The organism is Paenisporosarcina sp. (assembly GCF_049671445.1).
Taxonomy (GTDB): Bacteria; Bacillota; Bacilli; order Bacillales_A; family Planococcaceae; genus Paenisporosarcina.
In genome coordinates, this window is the sequence record NZ_JBATUX010000019.1 from 1 (window position 1) to 25,578 (window position 25,578).

General features: G+C 37.4%; 31 protein-coding genes. 4 read left to right on the forward strand and 27 right to left on the reverse strand.

What is annotated here, in order from left to right; all coding sequences use genetic code 11:
- The 5 genes from cpaB to WBG45_RS01965 form a co-directional block, all read right to left on the reverse strand.
- Positions 1 to 481, reverse strand: a 481-nt coding sequence (gene cpaB / locus WBG45_RS01945) for a Flp pilus assembly protein CpaB (RefSeq protein ID WP_424412113.1), incomplete at its 3' end; no start/stop codon positions are given.
- 58 nt (positions 482 to 539) lie between these two features.
- Entirely contained in the window at positions 540 to 1,451 is a 912-nt protein-coding gene (locus WBG45_RS01950) for a pilus assembly protein TadG-related protein (RefSeq protein WP_424412114.1), read from the reverse strand.
- The gene (locus WBG45_RS01955) at positions 1,451 to 1,831 is read right to left on the reverse strand and encodes a TadE family protein (RefSeq protein ID WP_424412115.1); all 381 of its coding nucleotides are present in this window, start codon (positions 1,829 to 1,831) and stop codon (positions 1,451 to 1,453) included. Before WBG45_RS01955 ends, WBG45_RS01950 begins: the two co-directional genes overlap by 1 nt.
- Positions 1,828 to 2,337: an A24 family peptidase gene (locus tag WBG45_RS01960; protein WP_424412116.1), complete on the reverse strand. Its 510-nt coding sequence runs from the start codon at positions 2,335 to 2,337 to the stop codon at positions 1,828 to 1,830. Before WBG45_RS01960 ends, WBG45_RS01955 begins: the two co-directional genes overlap by 4 nt.
- A 62-nt stretch (positions 2,338 to 2,399) precedes the next feature.
- On the reverse strand, positions 2,400 to 2,570 hold the full coding sequence (locus WBG45_RS01965) for a Flp family type IVb pilin (protein ID WP_424412117.1): 171 nt from the start codon (positions 2,568 to 2,570) through the stop codon (positions 2,400 to 2,402).
- Between the two features lie 128 nt (positions 2,571 to 2,698).
- Between WBG45_RS01965 and WBG45_RS01970 the strand changes: the two genes are divergently transcribed.
- Positions 2,699 to 3,079 (forward strand): DUF192 domain-containing protein, encoded by a 381-nt coding sequence (locus WBG45_RS01970; RefSeq protein WP_424412118.1) that lies wholly within the window; start codon positions 2,699 to 2,701, stop codon positions 3,077 to 3,079.
- Positions 3,080 to 3,107: 28 nt separating this feature from the next.
- Here WBG45_RS01970 and WBG45_RS01975 read toward each other — a convergent pair whose 3' ends face one another.
- Positions 3,108 to 3,509 (reverse strand): hypothetical protein, encoded by a 402-nt coding sequence (locus WBG45_RS01975; protein ID WP_424412119.1) that lies wholly within the window; start codon positions 3,507 to 3,509, stop codon positions 3,108 to 3,110.
- A gap of 33 nt (positions 3,510 to 3,542) precedes the next feature.
- Positions 3,543 to 4,037: a hypothetical protein gene (locus WBG45_RS01980; RefSeq protein WP_424412120.1), complete on the reverse strand. Its 495-nt coding sequence runs from the start codon at positions 4,035 to 4,037 to the stop codon at positions 3,543 to 3,545.
- 90 nt (positions 4,038 to 4,127) lie between these two features.
- On the opposite strand from WBG45_RS01980, the gene WBG45_RS01985 reads away from it, so the two are divergent.
- Positions 4,128 to 4,718 carry a vWA domain-containing protein gene (locus tag WBG45_RS01985; RefSeq protein WP_424412121.1) on the forward strand — a complete coding sequence of 197 codons (591 nt, stop codon included), beginning with the start codon at positions 4,128 to 4,130 and terminating at the stop codon, positions 4,716 to 4,718.
- A gap of 162 nt (positions 4,719 to 4,880) precedes the next feature.
- On the opposite strand, the gene WBG45_RS01990 is transcribed toward WBG45_RS01985, so the two are convergent.
- From WBG45_RS01990 to WBG45_RS02035, 10 genes are all read right to left on the reverse strand, one after another.
- Complete coding sequence (locus WBG45_RS01990; protein WP_424412122.1) at positions 4,881 to 5,180, reverse strand: hypothetical protein; 300 nt, start codon at positions 5,178 to 5,180, stop codon at positions 4,881 to 4,883.
- A 208-nt stretch (positions 5,181 to 5,388) separates the two neighbouring features.
- Complete coding sequence (locus WBG45_RS01995) at positions 5,389 to 6,111, reverse strand: alpha/beta fold hydrolase (RefSeq protein WP_424412123.1); 723 nt, start codon at positions 6,109 to 6,111, stop codon at positions 5,389 to 5,391.
- A 37-nt stretch (positions 6,112 to 6,148) separates the two neighbouring features.
- Complete coding sequence (locus WBG45_RS02000; protein ID WP_424412124.1) at positions 6,149 to 6,274, reverse strand: hypothetical protein; 126 nt, start codon at positions 6,272 to 6,274, stop codon at positions 6,149 to 6,151.
- 60 nt (positions 6,275 to 6,334) lie between these two features.
- Entirely contained in the window at positions 6,335 to 7,426 is a 1,092-nt protein-coding gene (gene xylF / locus WBG45_RS02005) for a D-xylose ABC transporter substrate-binding protein (RefSeq protein ID WP_424412125.1), read from the reverse strand.
- A gap of 39 nt (positions 7,427 to 7,465) precedes the next feature.
- Positions 7,466 to 9,004 (reverse strand): response regulator, encoded by a 1,539-nt coding sequence (locus WBG45_RS02010; RefSeq protein WP_424412126.1) that lies wholly within the window; start codon positions 9,002 to 9,004, stop codon positions 7,466 to 7,468.
- Positions 8,979 to 10,445, reverse strand: coding sequence for a sensor histidine kinase (locus WBG45_RS02015; RefSeq protein ID WP_424412143.1), 1,467 nt, complete (start codon positions 10,443 to 10,445; stop codon positions 8,979 to 8,981). Before WBG45_RS02015 ends, WBG45_RS02010 begins: the two co-directional genes overlap by 26 nt.
- Positions 10,445 to 11,419 (reverse strand): substrate-binding domain-containing protein, encoded by a 975-nt coding sequence (locus WBG45_RS02020; protein WP_424412127.1) that lies wholly within the window; start codon positions 11,417 to 11,419, stop codon positions 10,445 to 10,447. Before WBG45_RS02020 ends, WBG45_RS02015 begins: the two co-directional genes overlap by 1 nt.
- A 265-nt stretch (positions 11,420 to 11,684) precedes the next feature.
- The gene (locus WBG45_RS02025; protein ID WP_424412128.1) at positions 11,685 to 12,860 is read right to left on the reverse strand and encodes a sugar ABC transporter permease; all 1,176 of its coding nucleotides are present in this window, start codon (positions 12,858 to 12,860) and stop codon (positions 11,685 to 11,687) included.
- Positions 12,861 to 12,872: 12 nt separating this feature from the next.
- Complete coding sequence (locus tag WBG45_RS02030; RefSeq protein ID WP_424412129.1) at positions 12,873 to 14,393, reverse strand: ATP-binding cassette domain-containing protein; 1,521 nt, start codon at positions 14,391 to 14,393, stop codon at positions 12,873 to 12,875.
- Between the two features lie 91 nt (positions 14,394 to 14,484).
- The gene (locus WBG45_RS02035) at positions 14,485 to 15,591 is read right to left on the reverse strand and encodes a sugar ABC transporter substrate-binding protein (RefSeq protein WP_424412130.1); all 1,107 of its coding nucleotides are present in this window, start codon (positions 15,589 to 15,591) and stop codon (positions 14,485 to 14,487) included.
- Positions 15,592 to 16,194: 603 nt separating this feature from the next.
- On the opposite strand from WBG45_RS02035, the gene WBG45_RS02040 reads away from it, so the two are divergent.
- On the forward strand, positions 16,195 to 16,668 hold the full coding sequence (locus tag WBG45_RS02040; protein WP_424412131.1) for a hypothetical protein: 474 nt from the start codon (positions 16,195 to 16,197) through the stop codon (positions 16,666 to 16,668).
- Between the two features lie 125 nt (positions 16,669 to 16,793).
- Here the strand turns inward: WBG45_RS02040 and WBG45_RS02045 are convergent, their stop codons facing one another.
- The 4 genes from WBG45_RS02045 to WBG45_RS02060 all read right to left on the reverse strand — a co-directional run bounded on the left by WBG45_RS02045 (position 16,794) and on the right by WBG45_RS02060 (position 19,066).
- Positions 16,794 to 17,555 (reverse strand): class I SAM-dependent DNA methyltransferase, encoded by a 762-nt coding sequence (locus WBG45_RS02045; protein WP_424412132.1) that lies wholly within the window; start codon positions 17,553 to 17,555, stop codon positions 16,794 to 16,796.
- 180 nt (positions 17,556 to 17,735) lie between these two features.
- Positions 17,736 to 18,227, reverse strand: coding sequence for a DinB family protein (locus tag WBG45_RS02050; RefSeq protein WP_424412133.1), 492 nt, complete (start codon positions 18,225 to 18,227; stop codon positions 17,736 to 17,738).
- Between the two features lie 37 nt (positions 18,228 to 18,264).
- Positions 18,265 to 18,750 carry a DinB family protein gene (locus WBG45_RS02055; RefSeq protein WP_424412134.1) on the reverse strand — a complete coding sequence of 162 codons (486 nt, stop codon included), beginning with the start codon at positions 18,748 to 18,750 and terminating at the stop codon, positions 18,265 to 18,267.
- A gap of 91 nt (positions 18,751 to 18,841) precedes the next feature.
- A complete protein-coding gene (locus WBG45_RS02060; protein ID WP_424412135.1) occupies positions 18,842 to 19,066 on the reverse strand; it encodes a hypothetical protein in 225 nt (74 codons plus the stop codon).
- Positions 19,067 to 19,309: 243 nt separating this feature from the next.
- Between WBG45_RS02060 and WBG45_RS02065 the strand changes: the two genes are divergently transcribed.
- The gene (locus tag WBG45_RS02065) at positions 19,310 to 19,909 is read left to right on the forward strand and encodes a hypothetical protein (RefSeq protein ID WP_424412136.1); all 600 of its coding nucleotides are present in this window, start codon (positions 19,310 to 19,312) and stop codon (positions 19,907 to 19,909) included.
- A 186-nt stretch (positions 19,910 to 20,095) separates the two neighbouring features.
- Here WBG45_RS02065 and WBG45_RS02070 read toward each other — a convergent pair whose 3' ends face one another.
- The 6 genes from WBG45_RS02070 to WBG45_RS02095 all read right to left on the reverse strand — a co-directional run.
- Positions 20,096 to 20,803: a FadR/GntR family transcriptional regulator gene (locus tag WBG45_RS02070; RefSeq protein ID WP_424412137.1), complete on the reverse strand. Its 708-nt coding sequence runs from the start codon at positions 20,801 to 20,803 to the stop codon at positions 20,096 to 20,098.
- Between the two features lie 99 nt (positions 20,804 to 20,902).
- Complete coding sequence (locus tag WBG45_RS02075; protein WP_424412138.1) at positions 20,903 to 22,462, reverse strand: Na+/H+ antiporter NhaC family protein; 1,560 nt, start codon at positions 22,460 to 22,462, stop codon at positions 20,903 to 20,905.
- A gap of 89 nt (positions 22,463 to 22,551) precedes the next feature.
- Entirely contained in the window at positions 22,552 to 23,466 is a 915-nt protein-coding gene (locus WBG45_RS02080; protein WP_424412139.1) for a fumarylacetoacetate hydrolase family protein, read from the reverse strand.
- Between the two features lie 336 nt (positions 23,467 to 23,802).
- Positions 23,803 to 24,315, reverse strand: a complete 513-nt coding sequence (locus WBG45_RS02085) for a hypothetical protein (RefSeq protein WP_424412140.1) — start codon at positions 24,313 to 24,315, stop codon at positions 23,803 to 23,805.
- A gap of 157 nt (positions 24,316 to 24,472) precedes the next feature.
- The gene (locus tag WBG45_RS02090) at positions 24,473 to 25,093 is read right to left on the reverse strand and encodes an NUDIX hydrolase (protein ID WP_424412141.1); all 621 of its coding nucleotides are present in this window, start codon (positions 25,091 to 25,093) and stop codon (positions 24,473 to 24,475) included.
- 101 nt (positions 25,094 to 25,194) lie between these two features.
- Positions 25,195 to 25,578, reverse strand: a 384-nt coding sequence (locus WBG45_RS02095) for a VOC family protein (RefSeq protein WP_424412142.1), incomplete at its 5' end; no start/stop codon positions are given.

Consider the following 25,578-nt stretch of genomic DNA (forward strand, 5'->3'; position numbering starts at 1 on the left):
AGTCATCACCATCTTGTCTAAGCATTAGATACAGTTCATATCTTGTAGAAAAACCCAAGATAAGTCCCTCTTTTGGTGTCACTTCAACTGTAACCATTTGATAACGATTTTTTGTCTCTTCATCATCTGCAGAGTGACCAATCGCTAACACCTTAACGTTTTGTAATAAAAGGGTTGCTGAATCATGCTGAGGTTCTTCTTCTCCTGCTTCTTTTTCAGGTCCCTCCATAACTGCAATTACATCAACATATGACCCTGGTTTTACGAATCCAGCTATCCCTTGAACGTCGGTTGTAGCAATGGTCATTGCTCGTTTTCCTTCTGAAAAAGGAATCAATTTAGGCGCAATTTCTTCAACCTTTTCTTTACCTTTCTTCTCCTTGGCCTCTACTACTAAAGGCTTTTCTTGTTGGATAGGTGGCTTTTGACTTTCTGTGACCTTTAAGTACAGCATTCCAGCAGCAATGATTCCAAACACCATGGCAATTAGCCAAATCTTTTTCGTATTTATAAACTCACCTACTTATATTTTTTGGCTTTTAATTTACAAGTTTTACCCCATAGATTCCGAAATTTTCTCCATGTCCAAATGAACCACCACGGACGATTTCAATAAACTTCCCTTTAGTTTCATGCTTACTAATTGATTCGATCCAAAATGCAGCAAATCCAACGACCATTACATCTGATTTTCCATTCACGTCCCATGTTTCAATAAGTGGTAAGATCACTACACGTTTACATGTATTATCAGCAGTTTCATATGAAGAACATTTCGAGTTGTTTTTTTTATCTTCTTCTATCCTGAATTCAAAGCCAGACTCGACTTTACCCCAATTCTGCCCTGGCTCAGTATTAACTTCTTTACCAGCTTCAACCGTTTTTTTGGTCCCATACTTGATTCCTTCACCTAAAATATTTGCTCCATTTCCATCTATTGCAAGGTAGCCATAGTTACCACTGTTTCCTTCACCAGGTTTATCATTGAGGGCATAAGAAGCACCTTTTTTATAATCTATTTTCTCAAGGCCGACTGGGATAACCCCGTCTCCCTTCATTAATGCACCTTTTATTTCTGCTCGTGCCGTTGCACTAATATCTGTTTGGTTAAACCCTAGTATTCGAGCAAAAGTTAATTCTTTTGTAACTGTCTTTTGTATTTCAATAAAGTCTGTTCCAGTCGTTACTTCATTCTCGGTAATTGTAAATCCATTCTTCGCAGCTAGCTTAATTGCTTCGTTTACAGCATCTTCATCAGAACTTCTCAACTCTTGTGCCCCGCCTAAAACGGCAGCATCTAACGACTTTTGTAGAATACTTTTTTCCAGATAGAGCCCACCCACATCAACAACTAATGCGGTAAAGCCTATGATCATGAACATGCTTAAAGCTACTATTAGCATAGCCACACCATTTTGCTTTTTTAAAAGCAATAAATAGCTTTTTCTCACTATTCCACCCTCATTACAGTTGTGTCTTCTAAATTAAAAGAGCCTACCAATTGCCCAATAAAGGGCGTTAAAAAATCGACAGGATAGGTCAACTTTATCTCCACTTCACTACCACTAACTCTATTTACTTTGCCAGAGGGCGTTATGGAAATCCCCAATTTATCTTCATCAAGACCACTTGTAGCATCTCTTATTTTCAAATTAATTACAGCATCTTCTGATCCAACTGAAGCCTCCCGAGCAGCTTCTCGCCCAGCGTGATCGAGCGTTAAATACACATGAAAAACCCTACCAAAATCCGTGATACCAAATAAAAGCATCAATATAATTGGAAGAATTAATGCAGTTTCAACTAAACTTTGCCCTTTTTGAGACTTCATTGGTAGGTTTCCATTAAAAATGTTAGGAAAGCCCCTAAGGCGATTGGGATTGCATATGGAATAGAAATAGCAGTATGCTCCTCATCTTTATTCAACAAATATCCTTTTGCAGTTATTAAAAAAATCACCGAAAACAACATCTTTTTAAGTGTAAATATGAGTTCTCTTCTCTTTAACAAAATAAATAGAGCGATAATACCACCAATGATCCCCGCATATATACCTGTATAAAAAATGAAAAATGTCCCTTTCCATGCACCTATAGCAGCAAGTAACTTAACATCTCCCGCTCCAATTCCACCCATTAAAAATGGAATGATTAATAATCCCAGACCTACTAAAAAACCTTGTCCACTAAAATAAAAGCCTTCTAAACCAGCAGTGTAGAAATGATACATACATCCCCCAAGTATCGCTGGCAGTGTTACTATATTTAATATTTTCCGATCCTGAAAATCTGTAATAACGGAGATTACTAGAACTAGACCGATTATTAAAGTTGTCATAAGGTTTATCTCCCTTACTTTATTAAAATAGCCCCACTTTTAAGTAGGGCTACTTTTGAATATTATCTAGCATTTGTAAGTGCAGTTGCGATTGTCGTGAAAATCCTTACTAATTGCGGACCAATCAGAACAATAACTGCGATTACTGCGATAGAAATCATGCCCACTAACAGTCCATACTCCGTCATGGCTTGTCCTTCTTCTTCCCTTAAAAGCCTCTTTAATTGATTCATCCAAATTTACCCCCAAGTATGGTTCGATTGTTCGGTTTAGCGAACTTACTAGAATATATTAAATTCGAACAACATCTAGTACTTAAGAATTAAATTTTTTCGTATAGTAAATAATATGAAATTGAGGAGTGATAAATTTGATATACAAAAGCAAAACTATAAATTTAAATTTTAAGATTAATCATGCTCTTACCTTTTGGGAACGATTTAAAGGTCTTCTATTTTACAAGAAACCTATAGTTGATGAAGGTCTTTTGATAACTCGGTGCAACTCAATTCACATGTTCTTTATGAAATTCCCAATTGATGCGGTCTTTCTGGATCAATCGAATACGGTTGTCAAAGTAGTTTCTCACGTAAAACCATGGTCAGTTATTTCTCCGGTCCGCAGTGCCCATTCAACACTCGAGCTACCTAGCGGAACGATCAGTAAGAGAAGTATTGGTGTAGGGGATACGATTATTCTAGAAGATTGCAAAGAGAGTACTTCAAAAATAAAAAATGCTTAACCCCCATTTGGAGTTAAGCATAATAACTTTAAGTTTCATCAACTAGTAGATCCTCTAAATCTTCTTTCAAACCTATTTTCACTTCTTCCAATGCTTCATCAAGAAGTTCACCGATAATCTTGCTTCCAGGGATCTTAAATGAAATCGGCATCCCTAAGAAAGAACGTCCACATTCCCATATTTTTATGATGTACAAATTATCTAATTCGCCGCTTTCATCAACAATTCCAATTGAAACGGAAGAACTGTATCCAGGGATAAAAGGATCGATTCCCTCTTTATCGAATCCTACATTCATTTCTAAATTTTTCTCCGCAAAAACAGATTCATACTCATTTAACAAACTTTCAATATAGTCTTTTAATTCGAGTTCCGCTAAATTAACTCTAGCCTTTAAGTCTGGAGTAAAATCCCTCTGTTGGTATTTCATAAAAAAATCACCCACTCTCCATAAAATTTGAAATTATAATGTTTTTTGAGTGAAGTAATCCAATGCTTCATTGACCAAATAAAGATCGTGGATATTATTTTCCACATGGAACTGGATAACCAAATCGAAGATGTTACTATCTGATAACGAATAACCCGCGGAACTTAATAGTGCATCAGTGTCATGTGTGTTCAATTGCAAGGCCAAAGCGAGAGCAATAGTGGTATTTTTGCCTGGGTGATAGTCAGGATTGGAACGAATTTTTGAAAAAAGCTTTCGATCGATTCCCGCCTTTCTGTAAATTTCCACATCACTTGCACCTGCATTGTCAATAAATTTAAACAACACTTGGTTCAATGTAGGTTTGCGATGGTTTTTTATATAGTCCTCCAAATCAATCGTCATACTTTCTGACTGCAAGGTGTATTCTACATCAATTTGAGATTCTACTGTGTAAGTGAACGTTTCATTATTTAAGTGACTCTCAATGTACTCTTGCAACTCATTTAATCTCTGTTTATTAATCAAAAGATTCGCCTCCTAAAATGTCGCTTTTCAAGCGACCATATCGATTTAAAAACTGGTTATGATTAGTTTACCAACAAAAGAAAGAGGATGATGACTTTGAATAATAATCTAACAGAAATTATTTTCCTGCTCGACCGAAGCGGTTCTATGTCTGGACTTGAAAGTGATACTATCGGAGGTTTTAATGCGTTTATTGAAAAGCAGTGCAAACTCGATGGAAATGTGTCCTTAACAACAGTCCTGTTTGACGATCAATACGAAATACTATGGAATGGCATCAATGCAGCTGGAGCGAAGCTTACCAAAGATGATTATTATGTAAGAGGCACAACTGCCATGCTTGATGCAGTTGGAAAAACAATTGTCGATGTCGGTCATCGACTTGCGAAAACAGCCGAAGAGCAAAGACCAGGTAAAGTCATATTTGTCATTACGACAGATGGGATGGAAAATGCGAGCCGCGAATTTACGCATGATAAAGTAAAAAAGCTCATTACACAACAGGAAGAGAAATATGCATGGGAGTTTATTTTCATCGGTGCAAACATGGATGCTGCAAAAGAAGCCAGCATCATGGGTATCCAGGAAGAGAATGCATTTAACTTCGTTGCTTCAGAAGTAGGTGTTGAATCCATGTATGAAATGATTAATGAAAATGTATCAAAGAGAAGAAAACGATAATTTATGCGAATGAAAGATGTATACTTTATGTAAATGACAAGGCGGCCGAAGATGCATTCGGCCGCACTTTTATTTCATTTTAATTTCTCGGAAAGACCTAAAATACTTCAGGGAACATTTTAATCGTTAGTAATATATGTGTGTCCTGATTGTCAACCACTATCAGGACACATTTAGCAGATTCCAATATAAAGTAAAATAACCAACCATAACAATCAATGAAAATATAAATGCCCATAGCGCATTTTCTCTAATGCTTTTTTTTCTTATCGCAGAAAATAGAAAAACCAATAGGTTAGGAGACGCTCCAACGCTAGAAAAGAACAGTATAAATTTAATCATTTCACTTTTAGAGGGATGGCCAGTTCCTCCACCAATCCCCATGACGGCGATGAATAACATCATTAAATGAAAGACAATTAAAAGGATATTAATTAGCAAATACTTCTTAAACGTTTTCAAAGTTCCCCACCTTTTTCATTTCACTATGTTCTAGTATCTATAGAAAGATTTATAGTTAAATAATGCCTTTTTCTCTATTTAGTCTCTCCACTTCGTTTTCCAAATAATTTAAACGTCTATTTATTCTATAAATAATCGGCAAATATGCAATTACAACAATGATTAACAATCCCATTATCTAAGCTCCCTTTTGATATCGATAAGATAATTAAACTTTATCTCCCTTATTTAAAAACAGTTCTAATACTTTCGTATAGATTTCAGTTTGATCAGAATGAATTAAGTGCCCTGCAAAAGGAATGATGGATACGTGAACGTTTTCTTTCGTTAACGGATACACGATAGCCCCTTTGGTCTCATCCTTATTTCCTTCACCAACCATATATAGAACTGGACATGCAATAGCATCCAAATCTTTTGTCTCTTCAAATGGATACCATTCTTCATTTCTCCCCATATAGAGGAACTGTTTCCAATCGGACATATGTATACTGTCAAAATACCTTACCGTTTCTTCTTGCAGTAATAATTGAGTCTGACCTTCTACGTTTTCATTGTGTAATTCCAACCAGTTTTCTGGTTTCACAGGTAAAACACCAGAAATACATAAACTTTTTGCTTTATGCGGGTACATTTTTGTAAAGTATAAACCTACTAAAGCCCCTAAAGAACACCCGACAATATGCGCTGATTCCACTTCTAAGTGTTCGAGCGTTTCAAGCAAATCTTCTGCTGAGTCCTCAAAAAAATTCGAAAAGTCATTTTCAATTGATTTCCCATGTCCTCTTAAATCAGGGAGAATGACTTTAAATTTATTTTTAAAATATTCTCTCTGATACTCAAAATCAAGTAAACCAGTTTGCAATCCTGTATGAAGGAATACAATAGGTTCTCCACTACCTAAAACTTCAGTATGTAATATCAATGTCATCCCACTTTTCTATGTTTTATCACTGATTCGATTCATTTTATTCTTGATCTTCTGTAAGACTATATAAATGAATCTGGTTATTTATTACATTCGATACAAACGTCGAAATCCCTTTAAATTCCATTTCATTACCTCTTTGATACTCTATGATTTGAAACCTCAAGAAAAGCGACCGAAGATCATTTCGGCCGCTCATGGATTACCTATATAGTTTTGCAATCCGCTATTCCTTAACTTTCTGGTAAACATCCTGTCTAGAATGAAAGCCGTCCGCAATAATCGTATCATCGATATTTACCTGATCAACTGCGATTGGTGACAGTAAAACCGATGGCACTTCGATTTTCCCGTTGTTCACTTTTTGATTTTCATCAACGTTTTCACCTTGTGCTAGTGCGACTGCAAGCTGTGCAGCTTTTTCAGTTAGCGCTTTTATTGGTTTATAAACAGTCATTGATTGAGTTCCTTCAACGATTCGTTGCGCGGCTGCCAATTCTGCGTCTTGCCCAGCCACTGGAACTTTTCCTGCCAACCCTTGTTCCATGAGTGCCTGTATGACACCGCCAGCTGTTGCATCATTGGCAGCGATCACTGCATCAATTTTATTATCATTGGCTTTTAATGCTGCTTTCATGTTTGCCAATGCATTTACAGGTTGCCAGTCCTTCGTCCACTGGTCATAGACAATTGTAATGTCCCCTTTATCGATTAATGGCTGTAGTACGTTGAAGGCGCCTTTTTTAAATAAATGAGCATTGTTATCCGTACTTGCGCCACCGATGTAGACATAGTTGCCTTTAGGGACCAACTTGGTAATTGCTCTCGCCTGCATCTCTCCTACTTGCTCATTATCAAATGACACATATAAATCGATATCCGCGTTTTTCACCAAACGATCATACGCGATCACTTTAATTCCAGCCAAGTGAGCCTTGTGAACGATGGTTGCCGTCGACTCAGCGTTGTGCGGAACAAGAATAAGCAAATCAATTCCTTGGCTAATCATGGTTTCAGCTTGAGATATTTGTAATGCATCGTCACCGTTCGCTGCCATAATCTCTACTTCCGCTCCCAAAGCCTCTACCGCCTCTTTGAATAAGTCCCTATCCTTTATCCAACGCTCCTCCAGTAAAGTGTCCATTGAAAACCCAATTTTAATTTTTTCATTCGCAAATACTTTATTTTCCGTCGTCTTAAGGGGAATCGTCCTCTCTGCCTTATCTGTTCGGACTATTTCCTTTTCACAAGCCGAAGCGATGAGCAGAAGTACTAAGACGAGCAGGAAAAGTCTCCCTTTGTTCAATATCTGTCCCATGGCTTCTCTCCTTTTGTGGAACTGTTTTCTTGCTCAATCCTATTTGCCCAAAAGACTATTTCGATATTCTTTCGGTGAAACACTACACATCTTTTTAAATACCTTGCTGAAATAATTTGGTTCATGATAGCCGACCTCAAAGGTGATTTCTTTTAAGCTTTTCTCAGGATTACTTAGCAGTTTTTTGGCTTTTTCAATCCGACATTCTGTTAAGAAATCAATATAATTGATGCCAAGCTTTTCCTTGAACATTTTGCTAATGTAAATCGGACTTAAATCTACTTTTCTTCCTAAGGCATCTAAAGAAATATCTTCATGTGAATGGTCAAAAATGTATTGTTTAATTTGATGAATCTTATCCACTTCAACTCTGTCATAGTGCTCTTCATAGGATTGCTTCATTCGACCAATTAAATGTTCGGTCTCTGCTCGAAGCTGTCGGTAATCCTGCGCTTGGAAAGAATAGAAAGGTGCTTCTGTTTCAATGCCCATCTCGCTCATGACGCGCGTTGTGATCCAAAGTAATTCAAGTACACGTTGTTGAGTTTGCAGTAAGAGGGCCCCTTCGTTCTCATACCGATGAATTAACCCCATCACAGTTAAGTGAACTTGCTCCCATTGGCCAAGACGGATTTGTTCAAAAAATTGCTTTTCCAATTGTTTAGCTTCTTTCCCGTCGCTTATAGCACTCAATGCAGGCACATCTGAATAAAAACGATATTTAACCGCAAGCGTTGTATCCATCGTTGCAATTAATGATTCCTGATAGGATTGTCTAATTTGTTCAAGTGCATCACAGACGTTGCCAATTCCTACAAACCAACCTTCTTGAAGATTGAATTTCCTTGCTATGGAGAGAATCTCATTAGCAAGAAAAATTGCCTGTGAACGGAACGACTTGTCCGGTTCTCTGAATACAATAATAGGAAGTTGGCGTCCGTATAAAGCCCCTACCCAGCCGCTTCCTGTCTGTCTAACTTTTTCTTTGATTTGTGAATAGTATTTTTCTGCTCCTGAAGGTAATAAAATGACCATGACAAATTTTTCATTTGTCGACCGAATTTCCAGCATCTCAACTAGCATGTCAATATGTACTTCATGCACATGATCAAATAATAATTGTGTAACAACGTCTGTTTCAACCAAAGTCAAAGCGTTTTGCATGGATTCCTGTTGGAACTTGCTAGTAGCTAGTGAATGTTGTTCTATCTCGCTTTGCTTAAGGACTTTTCCAACCGTTGCCACGATTTCGCTAGCTTTGCTTGGTTTAAGTAAATAGTCTTTGACACCAAGCTTAATTGCTTGTCGTGCGTAATCAAACATATCAAAAGCTGTCACCATCACGAATTTGATGCTCGGATGATCTTCACTTATTTGTTCTACTGCTTCAAGACCATTCATTCCCGGCATCATAATATCCATTAGGATTAAATCCGGTTTAAACTCGGCGGCCATTTCTACAGCTATTTTCCCGTTTTTAGCTTGTTTAATATCGAGCTCTGGATAAGCTTTATGCAAGATTGCTTGCATTCCATCACGCTCAATTGGTTCATCATCTACGATCAGGAGCTTTCTCATTGTTGTCGATTCTCCTTGTTTTCGGTATTTTCAATATAACCTTTGTACCGTGACCTTCTTTGCTGTCAATAAGGATGACGTCCTCAAAACCATAGAACAGACGTAAACGCTTTACCACGTTACTAAATCCGATGCCAGTTGAATGTCCTTCTGACTCAACAAGACGCTCTTCCAGGATTTGCGTGACTTTATCCTTCGACATCCCCACTCCATCGTCTTCAATTTCAATTGTCACTTGGTCGATTCCATCAAGTACTCGGAACCAAATGCTACCCCCGTCTTCCTTTGGCTCAATTGCATGGATAACAGCGTTTTCTACAATCGGTTGTAAGGTTAGGCCAGGAATCTGTATGTGAAGACAAGAATCGTCTATGTTCATATGAAAGTCTATACGGTCAGTGAATCTTGCTTTTTGAATCTCCATATATTGCTGCAAAACAACGACTTCTTCGTGGATAGTAACGGATCTGTCTAACCGTTTTAAATTGTAACGCAACAGCCCTGCGACACTTACGAGTAAATCGCTTGTTTCCTCAGCACCTTCTAGATAAGCCTTCTTGGAAAGTGTGTTAAGCGTGTTAAATAAAAAATGTGGATTGATCTGGCTCTGCAGACTACGAAGCTGACTTTCCTGCAATAGAAGTTTATTCTGCTGGAGTTCATGCTCAAGCTGAGCTTTCTGCTGAATTTCCGAAATTAAGTTATTGATGTTGATTCGCATATGATCAAATGTTTTGGCGAGAAAGGAGATTTCGTCATTTGAATCTACTTTTATTGGCCGATCAAATCGACCCTTAGATAATTCATTGGCAGCTTTTGTAAGTTGTTGCACTGGTCTCGTAATGGATAACGAGAACCAATACGTGAGCAAAAGTAGCGAAACAATCACTAATAACAGCAACCAAATACCAAGCCTTTTAAATTCAACGGATTGCTCAATAATTCCACGATAGAAGCGATCATACGTCTTTAATTCAGTGTCGATTACAGTGAGTGTCATTTCGGAAATATAATTAGAAATTCGCGTCGCTTCAGAAAATTCTTTTGCGGATGCCTCGACTTCTTCCTCGGACTGAAACTTCAAAGATCGATTGGTCGTTTCAATAAAACTGTCAATTAAATTAATATAGCTAGTCAAAGCGAACTCGTTCTCTACATTTATCAAATTGTACACTTCGTATTTTGCATATCGAATTTCCTCTTGACTCACATTAATTTGTTCAAGATTAGCCAGTGTCGGATTCAATAAATAGTTGTTTAGATCTGTAATCATTTTCTGACTTGCGCTGGTTACTTCATTCATGATTAAATAACGCTGTAAAATATCATTATATTGATTTTGCGTTTTTTGATTGTAATAGGTAAATGCTAGCCAAATCGAAAGCATAATTAATAAAACGACACTAGCGAGCATCCATATTTTCTTCTGAATAGTGTTCATCACATACCTGTCGCCTTTACTATACGAATATCTGTGAGATAACCGTCCATGTTGAGAGGAACGGCTTCATCTGTTAACCATTTCATGATTAAATTCACGCTGAGCTCCCCCATCATCTCTGGAGATTGTTCTAGCATCCCATCGAGTTTTCCTTGCGTTAACAACGAGAACGATTCAGGTCCATCGTCAAACGTATAAATATGATACGGCTCCACTTGTGAACGCCTACCGATTTCTTGAATCATGGCTCCCGCATTATTAGCATTAACAGCGATAAACGCATCCACGTCGGGTAACTGGTTTAGTAAATCCTGTGTAGTGGCAATGACTTGCTCCTTCGTATCTGGTGTTTCTTCGTACAAGGTTTCGACCTTTGGGTAGTCTTTTAATATGTCTTGGATTCCTTGAAGGCGTTGTTGTTGATGGTACTCCTGTTCACTCTCACCTAAAATGATGACTTTACCAGAGGAGCCCATGTCAGATATTAACTGTTTGGCTATCATCTTGCCTGCCAAGTTCTGATCAGAACCAACATACGTTTTTCTAAGACTCTCCTCTATTGGCACGTCATTTGCCACGGTAATAATCGGAATTCCTGATGATGCTGCTTTAAATTTCGTTAAGCTACTAAACTCTTCCGTATCTAGTCCTTGTACGATAATTCCATCCATTTTGGAATGGATAGCTAGTTCAATTTTTTTCAAAAAGTCATCTTGGTTATTGCCATAGCTTCCCCAAACTTCGAGGCTAGCCCCTTGCTGTTGTGCTTGCTCAATCGCACCTGCGCCTACCTTGTCCCAAAACGGAGTTTCAAGTTCTTGGGTTATTAGAACAAGTCGATATTGTTCCTCATTTGGGGCTGAAGTTTGAGGTGGTTGGAAATCAGAGTTAAAGACCTTTTCAGCCGATACAAACGTAAAATAACTAAGAATAGTTAATACGAAACAGAGTATAATAATGCCTATTTTTCGCAATAGAAGTGTCTCCTTTTTCCTATCTGAAACTCTTTTCATCTTACCATTTACCGGATAATGTTCAATACTTTCTGACAACTTATGAGAGGTATGAAGACCCTTTAATGTGCATGTGATAATGACGATTTGATCTTTTCTAGTTCAGACGGAGACAAAAGGATGATTATGACATCGGGGAATTAAGTAGGTGGCGATTCATGCATTTGGAATATGAGGTAAGGGACATCCACTTTTACTAGATGTCCCTTACACTTCTTATTAATTTCTATCCTCTTTGTTTACGAGTCATGACATCAAAGATAACTGCTCCGGCAAGTACTCCTCCGCGAATCATGTATTGATATGAAATTCCGACGCCTAGTAGATTCATCCCGCTCGATAAAGAAGCCATAACAATTGCACCGATAATTGCACCTGTTACTTTACCAACTCCACCTGCAGAAGATACTCCACCAACATAAGCTGCCGCGATAGCGTCAAGCTCGAAAAGTGTACCTGCAGTCGTAGTTGCCGACTGAAGACGTGAGGTGAAGAGAATGCCTGAAAGTGCTGCTAACATACCCATCGATCCAAAAACGATATACGTGATTTTCTTTACGTTAATCCCGCTCAGATGAGCAGCTTCTGGGTTACTCCCAACTGCATAGATATGTCTACCAAGCACTGTTTTTGTTGTAAGGAAATGATAGACTACAACGACCAACAGCATAATAACAACCGTCCATGAAAACCCATTATAACCTGCTAGAATCCATGTGATATACGCAATAATGGCTGAAACCAATACCAATTTCAGTATGAATATCCCTTTAGACACCACTTCAAATTGATACTTGATTTTACTTTTCCGTGTGGAGATTTCACTGTAAATGTACAATAAAATACCGACGACACCGACTAATAAAGACAGCAAATGCAAGCCGTTTATTTGAAGGATTGAAGGAATAAATCCATTTCCAATCGCATTAAAGTTATCGTCTTTTATAATGATCGTTCCTGTTTTTTCAGTCACTTGAAGAAGTGCTCCACGGAAAATAAGCATTCCAGCTAAAGACGCTACAAACGAGGGAATACCTATAGAGGCTACTAAAACACCATTAAATAACCCAACCACAACACCGAGTACAAGAATAATCGGTATGGTCAAATAAATTGGAAGTCCCACTTGTGTGAGGAGGATTGCGGCGATGGCACCAAGAAATCCAGCTGCAAAGCCTACAGATAAGTCAATATGTCGAATGACAATAACAAGTGTCATCCCGACAGCTAGTACGGCAATATATCCTGCAGAATCTAGTAGATTACTAATATTACGGGAAGACATAAACAATCCATCCGTCATGATAGAGAAAGTGAGCATAATGACAATCAAGGCAATGTACATGCCATAGTCACGAATATTCACTTTAAATAGAGACTTGGCTTCATTAAAAAAGTTCATCGATTTTACCTCCTATTGCGTAGCAAGTTCCATAATATTTTCTTGAGTGGCTACGTCAATCGCCATCTCACCTTTGACTTTCCCTTCGGCCATAACGTAAATACGATCGCTCATCCCTAATACCTCACCAAGCTCTGAAGAAATCATGATGATACTCATCCCTTCGCTAATGAGTTTATTCATGATGGTATAAATTTCGAACTTCGCTCCAACGTCTATGCCACGAGTCGGTTCGTCTAGTATCAAGATTTTTGGTCCAGCGAACAACCATTTGCCGAGCGATACTTTTTGTTGATTTCCACCGCTTAAATTGCCGACAACTTGTTCCAACGAACTCGATTTAATATTTAACGATTTTTTATAACCAGTAGCGACTTTTACTTCTTCATTCATATTAATAACTCCATTGATTGCGATACCATGGAGATTGGCAACAGACACATTGTTTTTAATATCTTGTATCAAAAATAATCCATCACCTTTTCGATCTTCCGTTACATATGCGATTCCCGCCTTAATTGCATCTCTTGGATGTTTGATTGGTTTAGATACACCATTCACCACTAAATCACCCTGCAATTTGTAGGCCTTTGGATTACCGAAAATGCTCAATGCTAATTCAGTTCGACCCGAACCCATTAATCCGGCAATGCCGATGATTTCGCCCTTTTTCACGTGAAGATTAACATCCTTGACTACTTTGCGACCTAACTGCACATCAAATGCTGACCAGTTCGTTAATTCAAGAACATTTTCACCAAATGTTTTGTTTGCACGTTTCGGATAAATATCATTGATTTCACGACCAACCATGTTCTTTATAATGACACTTTCAGAAATTTCTCCTTTTGAAGCATCGAGTGTGCAGATTGTTCGACCATCCCGAAGCACAGTTGCTTTATCTGCAATTGAAATCACTTCTTTCAACTTATGAGAAATCATAATACAGCTAATTCCTTGGTTTTTCAGTTCACTCAACACCTCTAATAAGTTTTCGCTATCATCCTCATTAAGAGCTGCTGTTGGTTCATCTAGAATTAGGAGTTTCACTTCTTTACTTAAGGCTTTGGCAATTTCGACTAACTGCTGCTTTCCTACACTTAAGTCCTTAATCAGTGTTTCTGGCGTCACATTCAACTTAACTTTTTTTAGCATTTTAGTAGATTCAACAATCGTTTGGTTCCAGTCGATGAATGGACCGCGTTTCACTTCGTTGCCCGCAAAAATGTTTTCGTAGACAGTAAGATCAGGGAACAAGGCAAGCTCTTGATAAATAATGCCAATACCAACTTTCACACTGTCACTTATTTTATTAAACTGCTGAACATTTCCCTCAAACACGATATCACCTTGATATGTACCATAAGGATAGACCCCGCTAAGTACTTTCATTAGCGTAGACTTCCCAGCTCCGTTCTCTCCAATTAAACAGTGGATTTCACCTTTTTTTACTTTGAAATTCACATTATCGAGTGCTTTGACCCCTGTAAATTCTTTAGAAATCCCATTCATCTCTAAAATGTATTCACTCATTTGATCGCCTCCTTAACAAAACAACTAGTACAATGGCGAAATAGTGATAGACGTATCTATCACTATCTCCCGTTCTACCTATATATGATTGTTATTCCAGACCAGTAAACTCGTCTGCTTCGTAATATTCCGAATCAATAAGCTCTTTTTTAACATTTGCTTTGTCTACAACAATTACATCTGTTTGTTTTGCTTTCACTTCGATTTCTCCATTGTCGTAAGAACCTGTTGTTTCAGGTGTTTTGTCATCCAATACTTCTACAGCCATACCCATTGCATCTTTTACAAGTGTACGAACATCTTTGAATACCGTCATTGATTGTTTGCTGTCTAAAATGTATTGAATTGACGCTTTTTCAGCATCTTGACCAGTAACAAGGAAACTTGAAACCGCACTATCTGAACCAAATACATCAGCGATTGAACGAGCTGTTCCATCATTTGGTGCAAGAATTGCTACATCGCCTTTTGAATCATCACTTACAGCTGTTAAATGTGTTTGTGCTTTGTTTTTCGCATCGTTTGCATCCCAGTTTGTTGTGATCTGACCAATGATTTTACTTTGTTGATCACGTGAAAGGTCAGCTGTATCTTTTAAAGCTTCAGCTTCGCTAGAGTTTGCAATTTTGAATGTGCCGTCAGCAATTTTTGGTTGAAGCACTTTCCAAGCACCTTCAAAGAATAAAAATGCATTGTTGTCAGTAGCTGCTCCAGCGTAAAGATACAATGGAACGTCAGAACCTTGTGCATTGTCTACTAAGTATTGTGCTTGAGCTGCCCCAACTGCCAAGCTATCAAAAGTTACATAGTAATCAACAGCATCCGTGTTCGTAATTAAACGGTCGTAAGAAATAACTGTAATGCCTTCTTTTTTAGCCGCTTCTACTGCAGCTGCAGCAGCGTCACCGTCTTGAGGACAAATGATTAATACGTCAATTCCTTTGTTAATTAACGTTTCAACGTTTTCTTTTTCTTTAGCAGAAGAACCTTGACTGAATAAAATTTCACTCGTGTATTTTGTATCAGCGATTGCATCTTTAAATCGTTGCTCATCTTGTACCCATCTTGGTTCATCTTTTGTCGGTAATACGATACCTACATTTACTTCACTACTACCGCCCTCGGTACAACCTGCTGCGATTAATGTGAACATCATAAGAAAGATTGATAAAAATATTGCTTTTGTTTTTTTACTCATTTCCAAGCCCCTTTTCCCTTTGTTTTCTTTGATTACAACTAAATTATAGCTCTGCCCGTTCGTAATGAAAGCGCTATCAATAGCACTCTTTTGGTATCACCTATACTTTTTTATCTTTTCAGAATTTTTCAAGGGGTTTTAGGGTAATTCCTACGTCAATGGCTATTTTTCCTACGTGACCTCTTGTTTTTTCCTACGTCACTACGCTTTATTCCTACGTGACCTTCGATTTTTACAACTGAGTCATCGCTCAGCGTTTATTTTATTTTTTAGCTCTTATAAAATCTACTGTTGCTTATCGTACATTTGCGCTGGCCGCACGTTCCGCATGAGCCAACAAGTATGAAAACCGCATACTTGTGGGTCTCATTCTCCAAAGAGCTGCTCCTGCGGTTACTCGTCGCAAAGAATATGACCAAACTACCTTTGATCATATTCTTTCATGCGGCATGCTAGGCGCAAATGTACTCTTTCGTCTGTTCTTTAATATCAACAGCATTCTTTAACATACTTATATTAAAATCTGAAGTTAACAGAATAGAAGTTAATGACCTATGTTGTTTTGGGTATATATCCATAAGGTTTATTTTGGAGGTCATACATATGTCGATTTATCATTACAATTTTGAAACCAACTGGAAGTTTGAAGCAGACATCGAACAGATCTGGGGATTGATTAATAAGTTTAACTACGGAGAATGGTGGAAGGGGTTAGATTCAAAAAGAGTTAAGAGTGAGTCAACCAAACTGGCGGTTGGAGATCGATTTAGGTTGTTTTTTACTACTAAGTTACCTTATCAACTATCATTCGAATCGGAAGTAGTGAAACTGGAAAGCCCTACCTATCTTGAAATCAAGGCTTTTGGAGAGCTTGAAGGACATGGAATTTGGACACTTTCCCAGGAAGGGCCAATCACTAACGTACAGTGTATTTGGAAAGTGAATACGAATAAAAAGTGGATGAATACATTCGCTCCCCTATTACGACCAGCTTTCGTATGGAATCACAATCAGGTGATGAATGAAGGTGCGAAAGGGATTTCTACGTCATTGGGGGTTAAGTTGATCTCGCTGTAAATAAAGTGAAAGGTGATTTCAAAGGATTATATCCCAAAAATAGGACGCTACCTTTTATAAATTAGCGAGCAGCGTCTTTTTAATAATGTTATTTATAAGATGTTTGTACTTTATTTTCATGGAGTTCAATAAGGACTTATCTTTTTACAAACATAAATCATTTCGCTACTGTCTTTTTTCAAAGGATCCTTTTCCCAAGAGCTATAGACATTTAGTATCGAAAAACCATTTTGTTCTATTAACCTTTCCATTTCTAATGGGAATACATATCGCAAGGAGATACTATCTTTTTCAATTGAAATCACTTCATCGTTATGGTTATAAAATTCCCTTGTTGATGTACTATGTAATATTTGAGTAAGAGGATTATATGTATCAACTTTGCATTCGGTAACTTTCCGATTACGTTTATCAAAATAAGTATGTTTAGATTCATCTATGATAGCTAACTCATTTAAGATTGGGAATCTTGTATTGAAGATAAATACTCCCTCATCAACCAAGTGTGTATTAACTGACTTTAATAATCTATTCTGCGAATCATTGGTTAAAAAGTGTTGAAATGAATTACCAGTCATATATATTAATGAACCAACCGTATTTAAAGATAGCTCCGTACAATCCTGTAATTCCCACTGAATTGGAAGGTTCATATTTATTGTTTTTTCTTTCGCTCTGTTTAGCATACCTTCATTTATATCAACACCAATTATTTTATATCCATGTTCAGCTAAAGGAATAGTTAATCTACCAGTCCCACAAGCTAGGTCAACTATTTCACCATTTTGTTTCTCTGCCCATTCCAATAAAAAAGGGAGGTCATAGTATTCTGGGTCATTATATTTCTCCATATTATCTTTAAAAATATCGTCTACTTGTCTTGTCAATTTCTGAACACCTCTCTAATTCATAAAAACTTGTTAGTTAAAAAACTTCCTGATGCATTAACAACTTATACATCCTTCAAAAATCACCATTCAAACAAACATCTATTAACTCTTCATTTCCGGCCCAACATTTTACATAATCGTCTTATTTACTTCGAATCTTTTAAAAGCTGAATCTCTTTAACCTCTAGTTCCTAAAACATCTGTACTTGGAGGTTCATAACCCAATTGTCGCGCCATGGCTACTACCTGACCCTTGTGATGGAATTCGTGAGTGATAGTATGCATAAGTAGTTTACCAGGCGTAATTGATATCGGTTCTCCTCCATCTCTCCAAGGAATCGCTCTCTGAATCGGCTCATCCATGTTATGTGCATGTACTTCAAAAACCTCATTTACAAAAGAATCTACCTGTTGAAATCGAACTTTTATTTCGTCCAAACCTAGTTGCTGAAGTTCTTCCTTTGAAGTAAGTGGCTTCTTCGTTTTTAATAAAACATATGAGCCTAGCCAAGCGTAATAACAGTTTGCTATGTGTACCAGAGTTTCTTTCATACTTTGAAAACCGAATCCATCCACTTGGCGACAAAAATCATTTGGATTTAGTTCACTACAAAAATCAAAAATTAATTCTCGAGTCTGTTTGACCCATTCATATTCAGTTTGATTCACTCCATACACCCCTTTAAGAAAAGAAGATTATGCATCATTATTCCTCTTTTATCTTCCAGCTATTTTGTAACTTCCTAATATAAAGGATTTGACCAATATGATATGCGTTATGAGTTGAGACATTACCGAGTACTGCCCACCACTCCACATGTTCAGGGAAACCATTTACTTCACTTTCAACTTTTTCTTCAGTTAATAAACCTTGCCATCGTAACAGCACTTCTAAAAGTTGTTTTTTCAAGTCAGTAAATGTTTGATTTTCAGGAATAATAAAGCTTTTATTATTATTTCCTATGGAAGGCACAGCATTGACGTGGGATTTTTGGTACCTTGTTTGCCATGTTTGATTCCAATATAAGAGATGCTGGACAATTTCAGCTATACTATTTCTATTTTCGTTTGGTTTCCAAAATGCTGCTTCCTCAGACAAATTTTCCACTGATTCTGAAAATGGAATGTACCAGCTTGGATCATTAGCATTCGCTAACAACTGATCGGCTAAAACATCTTTTGCATGAAACAAAATCCCACTCTCCCTTTTTTGTTTAATGTTCTGTTATTAGTAGATTCTACAAAGTATATTTATTGTCCTGTAATTAAACTTCGATTTAGCATTACTTCTTTTTGCTTTTATCCACTCTGTGATACTCAGAAAGTTGAATGACTCGAACATTTCGTGTATCCAGCTCATGATATATTCCTCTACTGTCTGTAAACGAAATGTATTGGTCCCTTTCGCTTTGAATTAACTCTTGTGCATCTTCTTGAGACTCCATATGGATAAACCTTCTAATATAATGCTCCTCATCGAAGAAATACGTTACTTTAAATTCTTTCATGATCATGAACCCCTTACCTATTGGTATTAAAAAACCTTAATATTAAATTTTACATATTCCTCACTTCGTCAATCACTTCCAAATTCCCTGCAATATGATTTCAGTGACTCTAATATTAAAACTGAAAATTCACTGGACTGTTCCGGATTATAAGTTAAAATATGTAAAAGGAGTAGGGAATAAATAACAAGTAATTTTAATACTGTATAAACAAATATCTTAAATTAAAAGCGAGGTCTTCATTTGAAACATTTATCTATAGGTGTATTTCTTTCATTATTACTACTCACTGCCTGTTCAAAGGAATCGACAGGCGATGCAATGATTAAAATTGCAGAGTTGACAAAATTTGAAGAAAGTCTTGTTGATTTAACGACTGACCATTCCTTTATTTTCGATTTGGAAATAAATAATGATGAAATCGCAGAAATCATGGGAACAGTTGATTATTATGAAAACGGTGAATTTGTGCGTACAGTGTCCGGGATCACAACTGCGATTTCAGAAGAAGAAAATAAGGAAGATAAGTTAACAGTAGCCATCATCCACCAGGCAAGAAATGATAAAGAGGAGCAATGGATAACATCATCAATGACCGAAGATGGCCAATCTTCTGGAACTGTACTGAATAATATAGATGGAAAAGCAAGAGAAAAATTTGCTTCTGTCTGGGGTGGGGTAAATGAAGGTCCCTTAACTATTGGTCAGAAGAAAGTGATTGGGGTCCTTGCATACTCAGCTAAAGATGGACTTTCTATGGCTAATAGTATTGAAACAAAAGAAGATATAAAAAGAGCCACTAATTATGAACAAGTGTACCTACTATCTGTTGAATTACGATAAGTTTCAGGAAGCCATAACCTATATATTAAAAATGAGCGGTGACTAAGTCATCGGTCTTTTTTATGCTTGGAAAGAGGCTTCCCATTATGAGAAGCCTCTAACAAAACCATATTCATTTTTCAACTTGCTTTCTCTTTCTTCACAGCTTTACCTGTCACTATCAGTTAAGGCGAAAACATTATAAATTTATGCTTTTTTGAAGTATCCTTGCACAATTTGAATATGATTTTTCATAAGTGTACTAGCCTTTTCTGCATCTCGATTATTTAATGCCGTCATTATTTTCCGATGGTAGTCCAATGAATCTCGCATGACACTTTGGACTAATAAAGATTCCTGATGAGTTCCTAGCATTTCTTGTATTCGTAATATTAGATTACTAATTGAATTGTACATATCCAGCATGACTACGTTTCTTGCTGAAGTTGCAATATTTTGGTGAAACATCATGTTTGATCTTACATAGTTTTCTTGATTATATTCATTTATTGCTATTTCCATATCATCAATGGTCTGCTCTATTTCTATTAACTGCTCTTTAGTGGCTCGATTCGCAGCTAAACACGTCAACTCTTTTTCAATAATCCAACGTGCTTCGAAAATATCATCCCATTCTGCTTCGGAAAAATAAAACTGATAGACAAGTGATTCTGAATAAGAAGCATTAAAATTCGTGGAAATGAACGTCCCTTTTTGTGACCTTTCAATAAGACCCAAGGACTCCAATACTTTTAAAGCCTCCCTTATAGAAGTTCTGCCAACTTGAAACATATCCATCATCTCTCTTTCAGGTGGCAGCCTATCCCCTTCTTTTAATTTTCCTGCAAGAAATAAGTCCTTAATTTGATTTACAACTTCATCCCCCACATTTAAGCGCTTCACAGGTTCGATCATCGTATACTCACCTTTTCATTCCGATTTGTTACTCCACTCTTAAATATAGTGAACTTACTTCAAAACTTCATATGTTTAAACTAGATTTACACAGTCCCATTAAGCCTTTTCTAATTCAAGCTCTGCACTGCCGCTTTCAAATGATTTATCTTTCGTTTTCACTAAGACATATATCACGATTCCAAGTGCAAGTAGCGTTGCAAAAAGACCAATGTAGATGTTTTTAGTGAAACCTAGTGTTACATATCCGACAATGGAGACAAAGCTCGAGATCAATGCATATGGCATTTGTGTCAACAGATGATCAATTGTATGAACACCGCCGCCAATTGAAGCGAGGATTGTCGTATCGGATAGAGGAGAACTATGTTCCCCAAAAATACAGCCTGCAAGAACTGCTCCGAAAACAGGTATCAAGTATGTTACATCGATAATCGAGACAATCTCTGCACCAATCGGTAACATCAAGCCAAATGTACCAAATGTACTTCCCATTGAAAATGACATAAATGCAGAAATTAAGAAGAAAATTACCGGGAGCCAAGCAAGGGACATATTCTCATCAATTAAAGATGCCAAATACAGTCCTACTCCCAACTTAGAAATGATTTGTGCAGTCATTAACGCCATAAATAGGATAGTTACACTTGGTAAAACTGCTTTCATACCTGAACCAACAGCTTTAGTTAATTCACTTACAGGAGTTTTACGCCCCAGCAAACGAATGATTGCTACAATAACAGCTGCAATTGCGCTATAAACAAGGGCTTTAATGACATCTGTGTTCATTAAAATTTGTAGGGGCGTTACCTGACCTTCAATATTTGAAATTCCGATATAGGCTGAAATGATAATGGCTAACGTGACGAGAGTGAATACGGGTAGAAGTAAATCTTTTAATTTACCATCAGCTCTAACAGGAAGTGTGCTCTCTTCTTGGCCCGCAACAGCTCCTCTTGATGTATCAAAGAGAATTCCTTCCTCAGTTGCACGTTTTTCATCTCGTTGCATTTGTCCAATGTTTAATTTGAAGTATGCAACCGCGATAACAAGTAAAATGGTTGTCATCGCATAATAATTTGTTGGAATTGTTAACAAGTAAGCTTCAAATGGTGCATATTGTGTGATGCCGTTATCAATTAAAATCGTTCCGATTAAAGCAGCAATAAAACCAGCCCAAGCGGATATTGGTAGCATGATAATTACTGGTGCTGATGTAGAATGTAACATGTAAGCGAGCTTAGAGCGGGAAATACGATGTTTATCCGTAATAGGACGAACTAAACTACCACGGAATAAACAGCTGAAAGCGTCATCAAAGAAACAAAGAAATCCTAAAAATATGGTAGCCAACTTGGCTTGAAAAGGTGTTCTCACTTTCTGTATGGCCCATTCTGCAAAGGCATGAACTCCACCAGAGATATAAATTAGTGTATTTAATGCACCGATTAATAAAACGAAGAGAAAGATATTTCCTTCACCAAGAACTGACATTGCTATATCAAATATTGAGGTAACAGTAGCCGTTACACTCCAATTACTTGCCATCAACGCACCGAAAATGATTCCTACACCTAAGGATAAAAGTATTCTTCTCGTGATGATTGTTAAAGCAATCGTTATTACTGGTGGCAAAAGGGATAATATTGTACCTTCCATTGCTATTCCCCATTTCTAATTTGATTGCAAATCATATAATTACAAAGTAAGCGCTTTCAATCTATTGTTTTAAGGGAAACTTATACCTATCATTTCACTTCTAGATAGGTATGATCTTGGTTTTTGTTATGACTTGTGGCTCCTCTGACTAATAAATTTTCCAATCTCCCTAGACTCTCTACTTCACAGACGATTTTGTCTCCTGGTTTTAACCAGATCTTTTTGTCCATTCCTAAAATAACCCCTTCAGGTGTACCAGTGTAAATAACATCTCCCGGTTCAAGTGTCATTATTTTAGAAAGGTCACTAATAATTTCAGCTACTGAAAAAATCATATCTGCGGTATTCGAATCTTGTCTTAATTCCCCATTCACCCAAAGCTTTAAATTCAGGTTTTGTGGATCCTTTACTTCATCTGAAGTTACAATATACGGACCAAAAGGGGCAAAGCCGTCGAGAGCTTTTCCGAATAACCATTGGCTACTCCGATTTTGAAGCTCTCTTACTGAAAAATCATTCCCTGTCGCGTAACCAAATACATAATTTAGTGCCTCTTCTTTAGACACATTGCGTGTTTTTTTCGAAATAACAACGACTAGCTCTACCTCGTAGTCAACCTGTTCAACAAAATCTGTTAATACGATTTCCTCTTTATGACCAGCAAGACTGTTCGCGAATTTTGCAAAGTAAATCGGTTGTTTAGGAATCGGCATGCCCCCCTCTTTTGCATGCTTTTCGTAGTTCAATCCCACAAAAATCATTTTTTCAGGATTCATTAATGGAGGAACATATTGCACGTTTTCTTCAGCTATGACGTCAGATGAAAAAGATAATATTGATTCCACCTTCTTAATTCCCTCATCGCCTTGTATGATCAATTCTTGAAGATTTTTTGGAGAAGTCAATCCAGACTTTTCTGCAGTTGCTACAACATCAACAATCCCTTTTTCAGTTTTAACACCAAACTTCAATTCACCTGAAGAAATAAATGATAGTAGTTTCATAGTTAATAATCCTCCATTCCCTCATTTATTAGAGTCGTTACTATTAAAAACAAGTTTAATAATTCACCACAATTGTTCTGTCCCTTTCCCACCTCCAATTTCACAATCATGGTTGTATGGTCTGACCATACTTTTTCTTTTATTGTATTCGGACAACTAATGTCATATTCCTAACAATGCTCCCCATCTCTACAACTATCTCATTCTAGTATTAACCACGAATTGTTATTGAAAATCCATACCAAAACCCCTCAGCATTCTCTGTAAATACAGGGGGGAATTCAATTTCAGAGATAAAAAAATGAGCAATGACTAAGTCATCGCTCATTTCTTTTTTTATAAATCATTCAAAACTTCCAACGTCTCTAAAACATGATCAAGAAAATTTGCAATGTCACCCATGTGCTGCTCGTTAATTTTATGGGTAAACGCCACTTCAATCGTATCTAGGTAACTTGACGCTTGCTGTTCAAACACAAAGCTCAGAGTTTGAGTGAGCTCCACGTCAGAATCCCAAATTTCTGACAGTGCTTGCTCAATCTTCTTACATTCAGCTATATTGTCAATCTGCTTGTTAAATCGTATGTACAAGGAACATCCAGGGTTTTTTCCCGGCGTCTCCATTATCTCCGCTGCTAAATCAGGTAAAGACGCTTCTAAAACTATTTCTGCTGTGACATCTTGTTGATCGACAAGTGCAAATTGAATAGCAAAATCCCTCGCCATAATGGAAAAGTCCATTCGATCCACACGGTTCGTAATATCAATTTTGCGTTCCATCGTGTCTAAATCATACACTTGATTTTCAAACGCGACTTTTAAATTCTCGAAAATGGTTGGATCATACATGTCGATTCCTCCAAGCCTTAAGCTTTTCCCTATCTTATCCACTACCTACTGGAAGTATGTCAATTAAGTTCGTTTTTCGGAAAAAAAGAATAGAGACCTTCTATATAATAACGTGCGGCCGAAGATGCAGTTTCGCCCGCTTTGATTGGCATAGGGATTATTCTTTATTTAAAGTATCAATAAAATGTTTTAATATCCGAGCGGTTAATCCCCAAATTGTATACTGCTCATAGTCATAAAACCATTCCTCTATTACCCGTGATTTCCATTGATATTGATTGCCGTTCGCAATTTTATCGTAAGGGAAATCGGTTAATGGCATGGGTTGCATAGGAACCAAATGTTTATACGGCTGATGATTCAATAGCCAGTTGACTGGCACTGTGAATATTTTCTCTACTTCTACTTTGTTGAGTTGGTAATTCAGATGGTCATCGATCATCCCGACAAAAGGATAGACAACAAATGACGACGTTGGAATGAATGCACTCATCTGCCCCAAAATTTTGATGTTAGATGGGTCAATCCCTAACTCTTCGTGCGTTTCACGGATGGCTGCGTCAACGGGAGTGGCATCTGTTGGATCGATTCTTCCTCCCGGAAAACTAATATCCCCTGGTTGTTTCCTCATGGTTAGTGAACGCACTTCAAACAGCACATGCCACTCACCATTCACTTGAACAAGCGGAATCAGAACCGCAAATCGCATCGCAGTATCCTCTCCTATAAAAAGAGGCTGGTCTTGACTAAACCCATTCTTAATTTTTTCCAAGTCCATTAGATTTCCCCCATAACATAGTTACATATATTCCTATGTTAGCATGAAAAAAATCCGAATGATAAAAGAAACTGCTTATTCAATTCTAGTAATCGGCACGACTACAGCCCAGTCGAACAAAACAGGACGATTCTCCAGCCGTCCGGATCTTCAATCGTGATGCCGGCATCTTCCCAGTAAGGATTTTCCGCTTCAACTTCTGGATACCCCAAATGGTTCAATCTATTTGCTACCGTCTGAATGACATCCCAACATGGTAAATAAAAAACGAGCACATTGTCTTTAGTTGGAGCTGGACAAGGTGAACCTTCTTCATGAGCTGTAAACTCCAGATGAAAATTCGTGTCCGGTAGCCCATACATCACTCCGTCATAGCCATTATGTTGCCTGAACTCACCGACTCTCTTCAGCCCGAGCCCAGTTTCATAAAACTCAATAATCCTATCCAGTTGATCGGTTGGTCTAGCGATTCTCATCTGAACAAC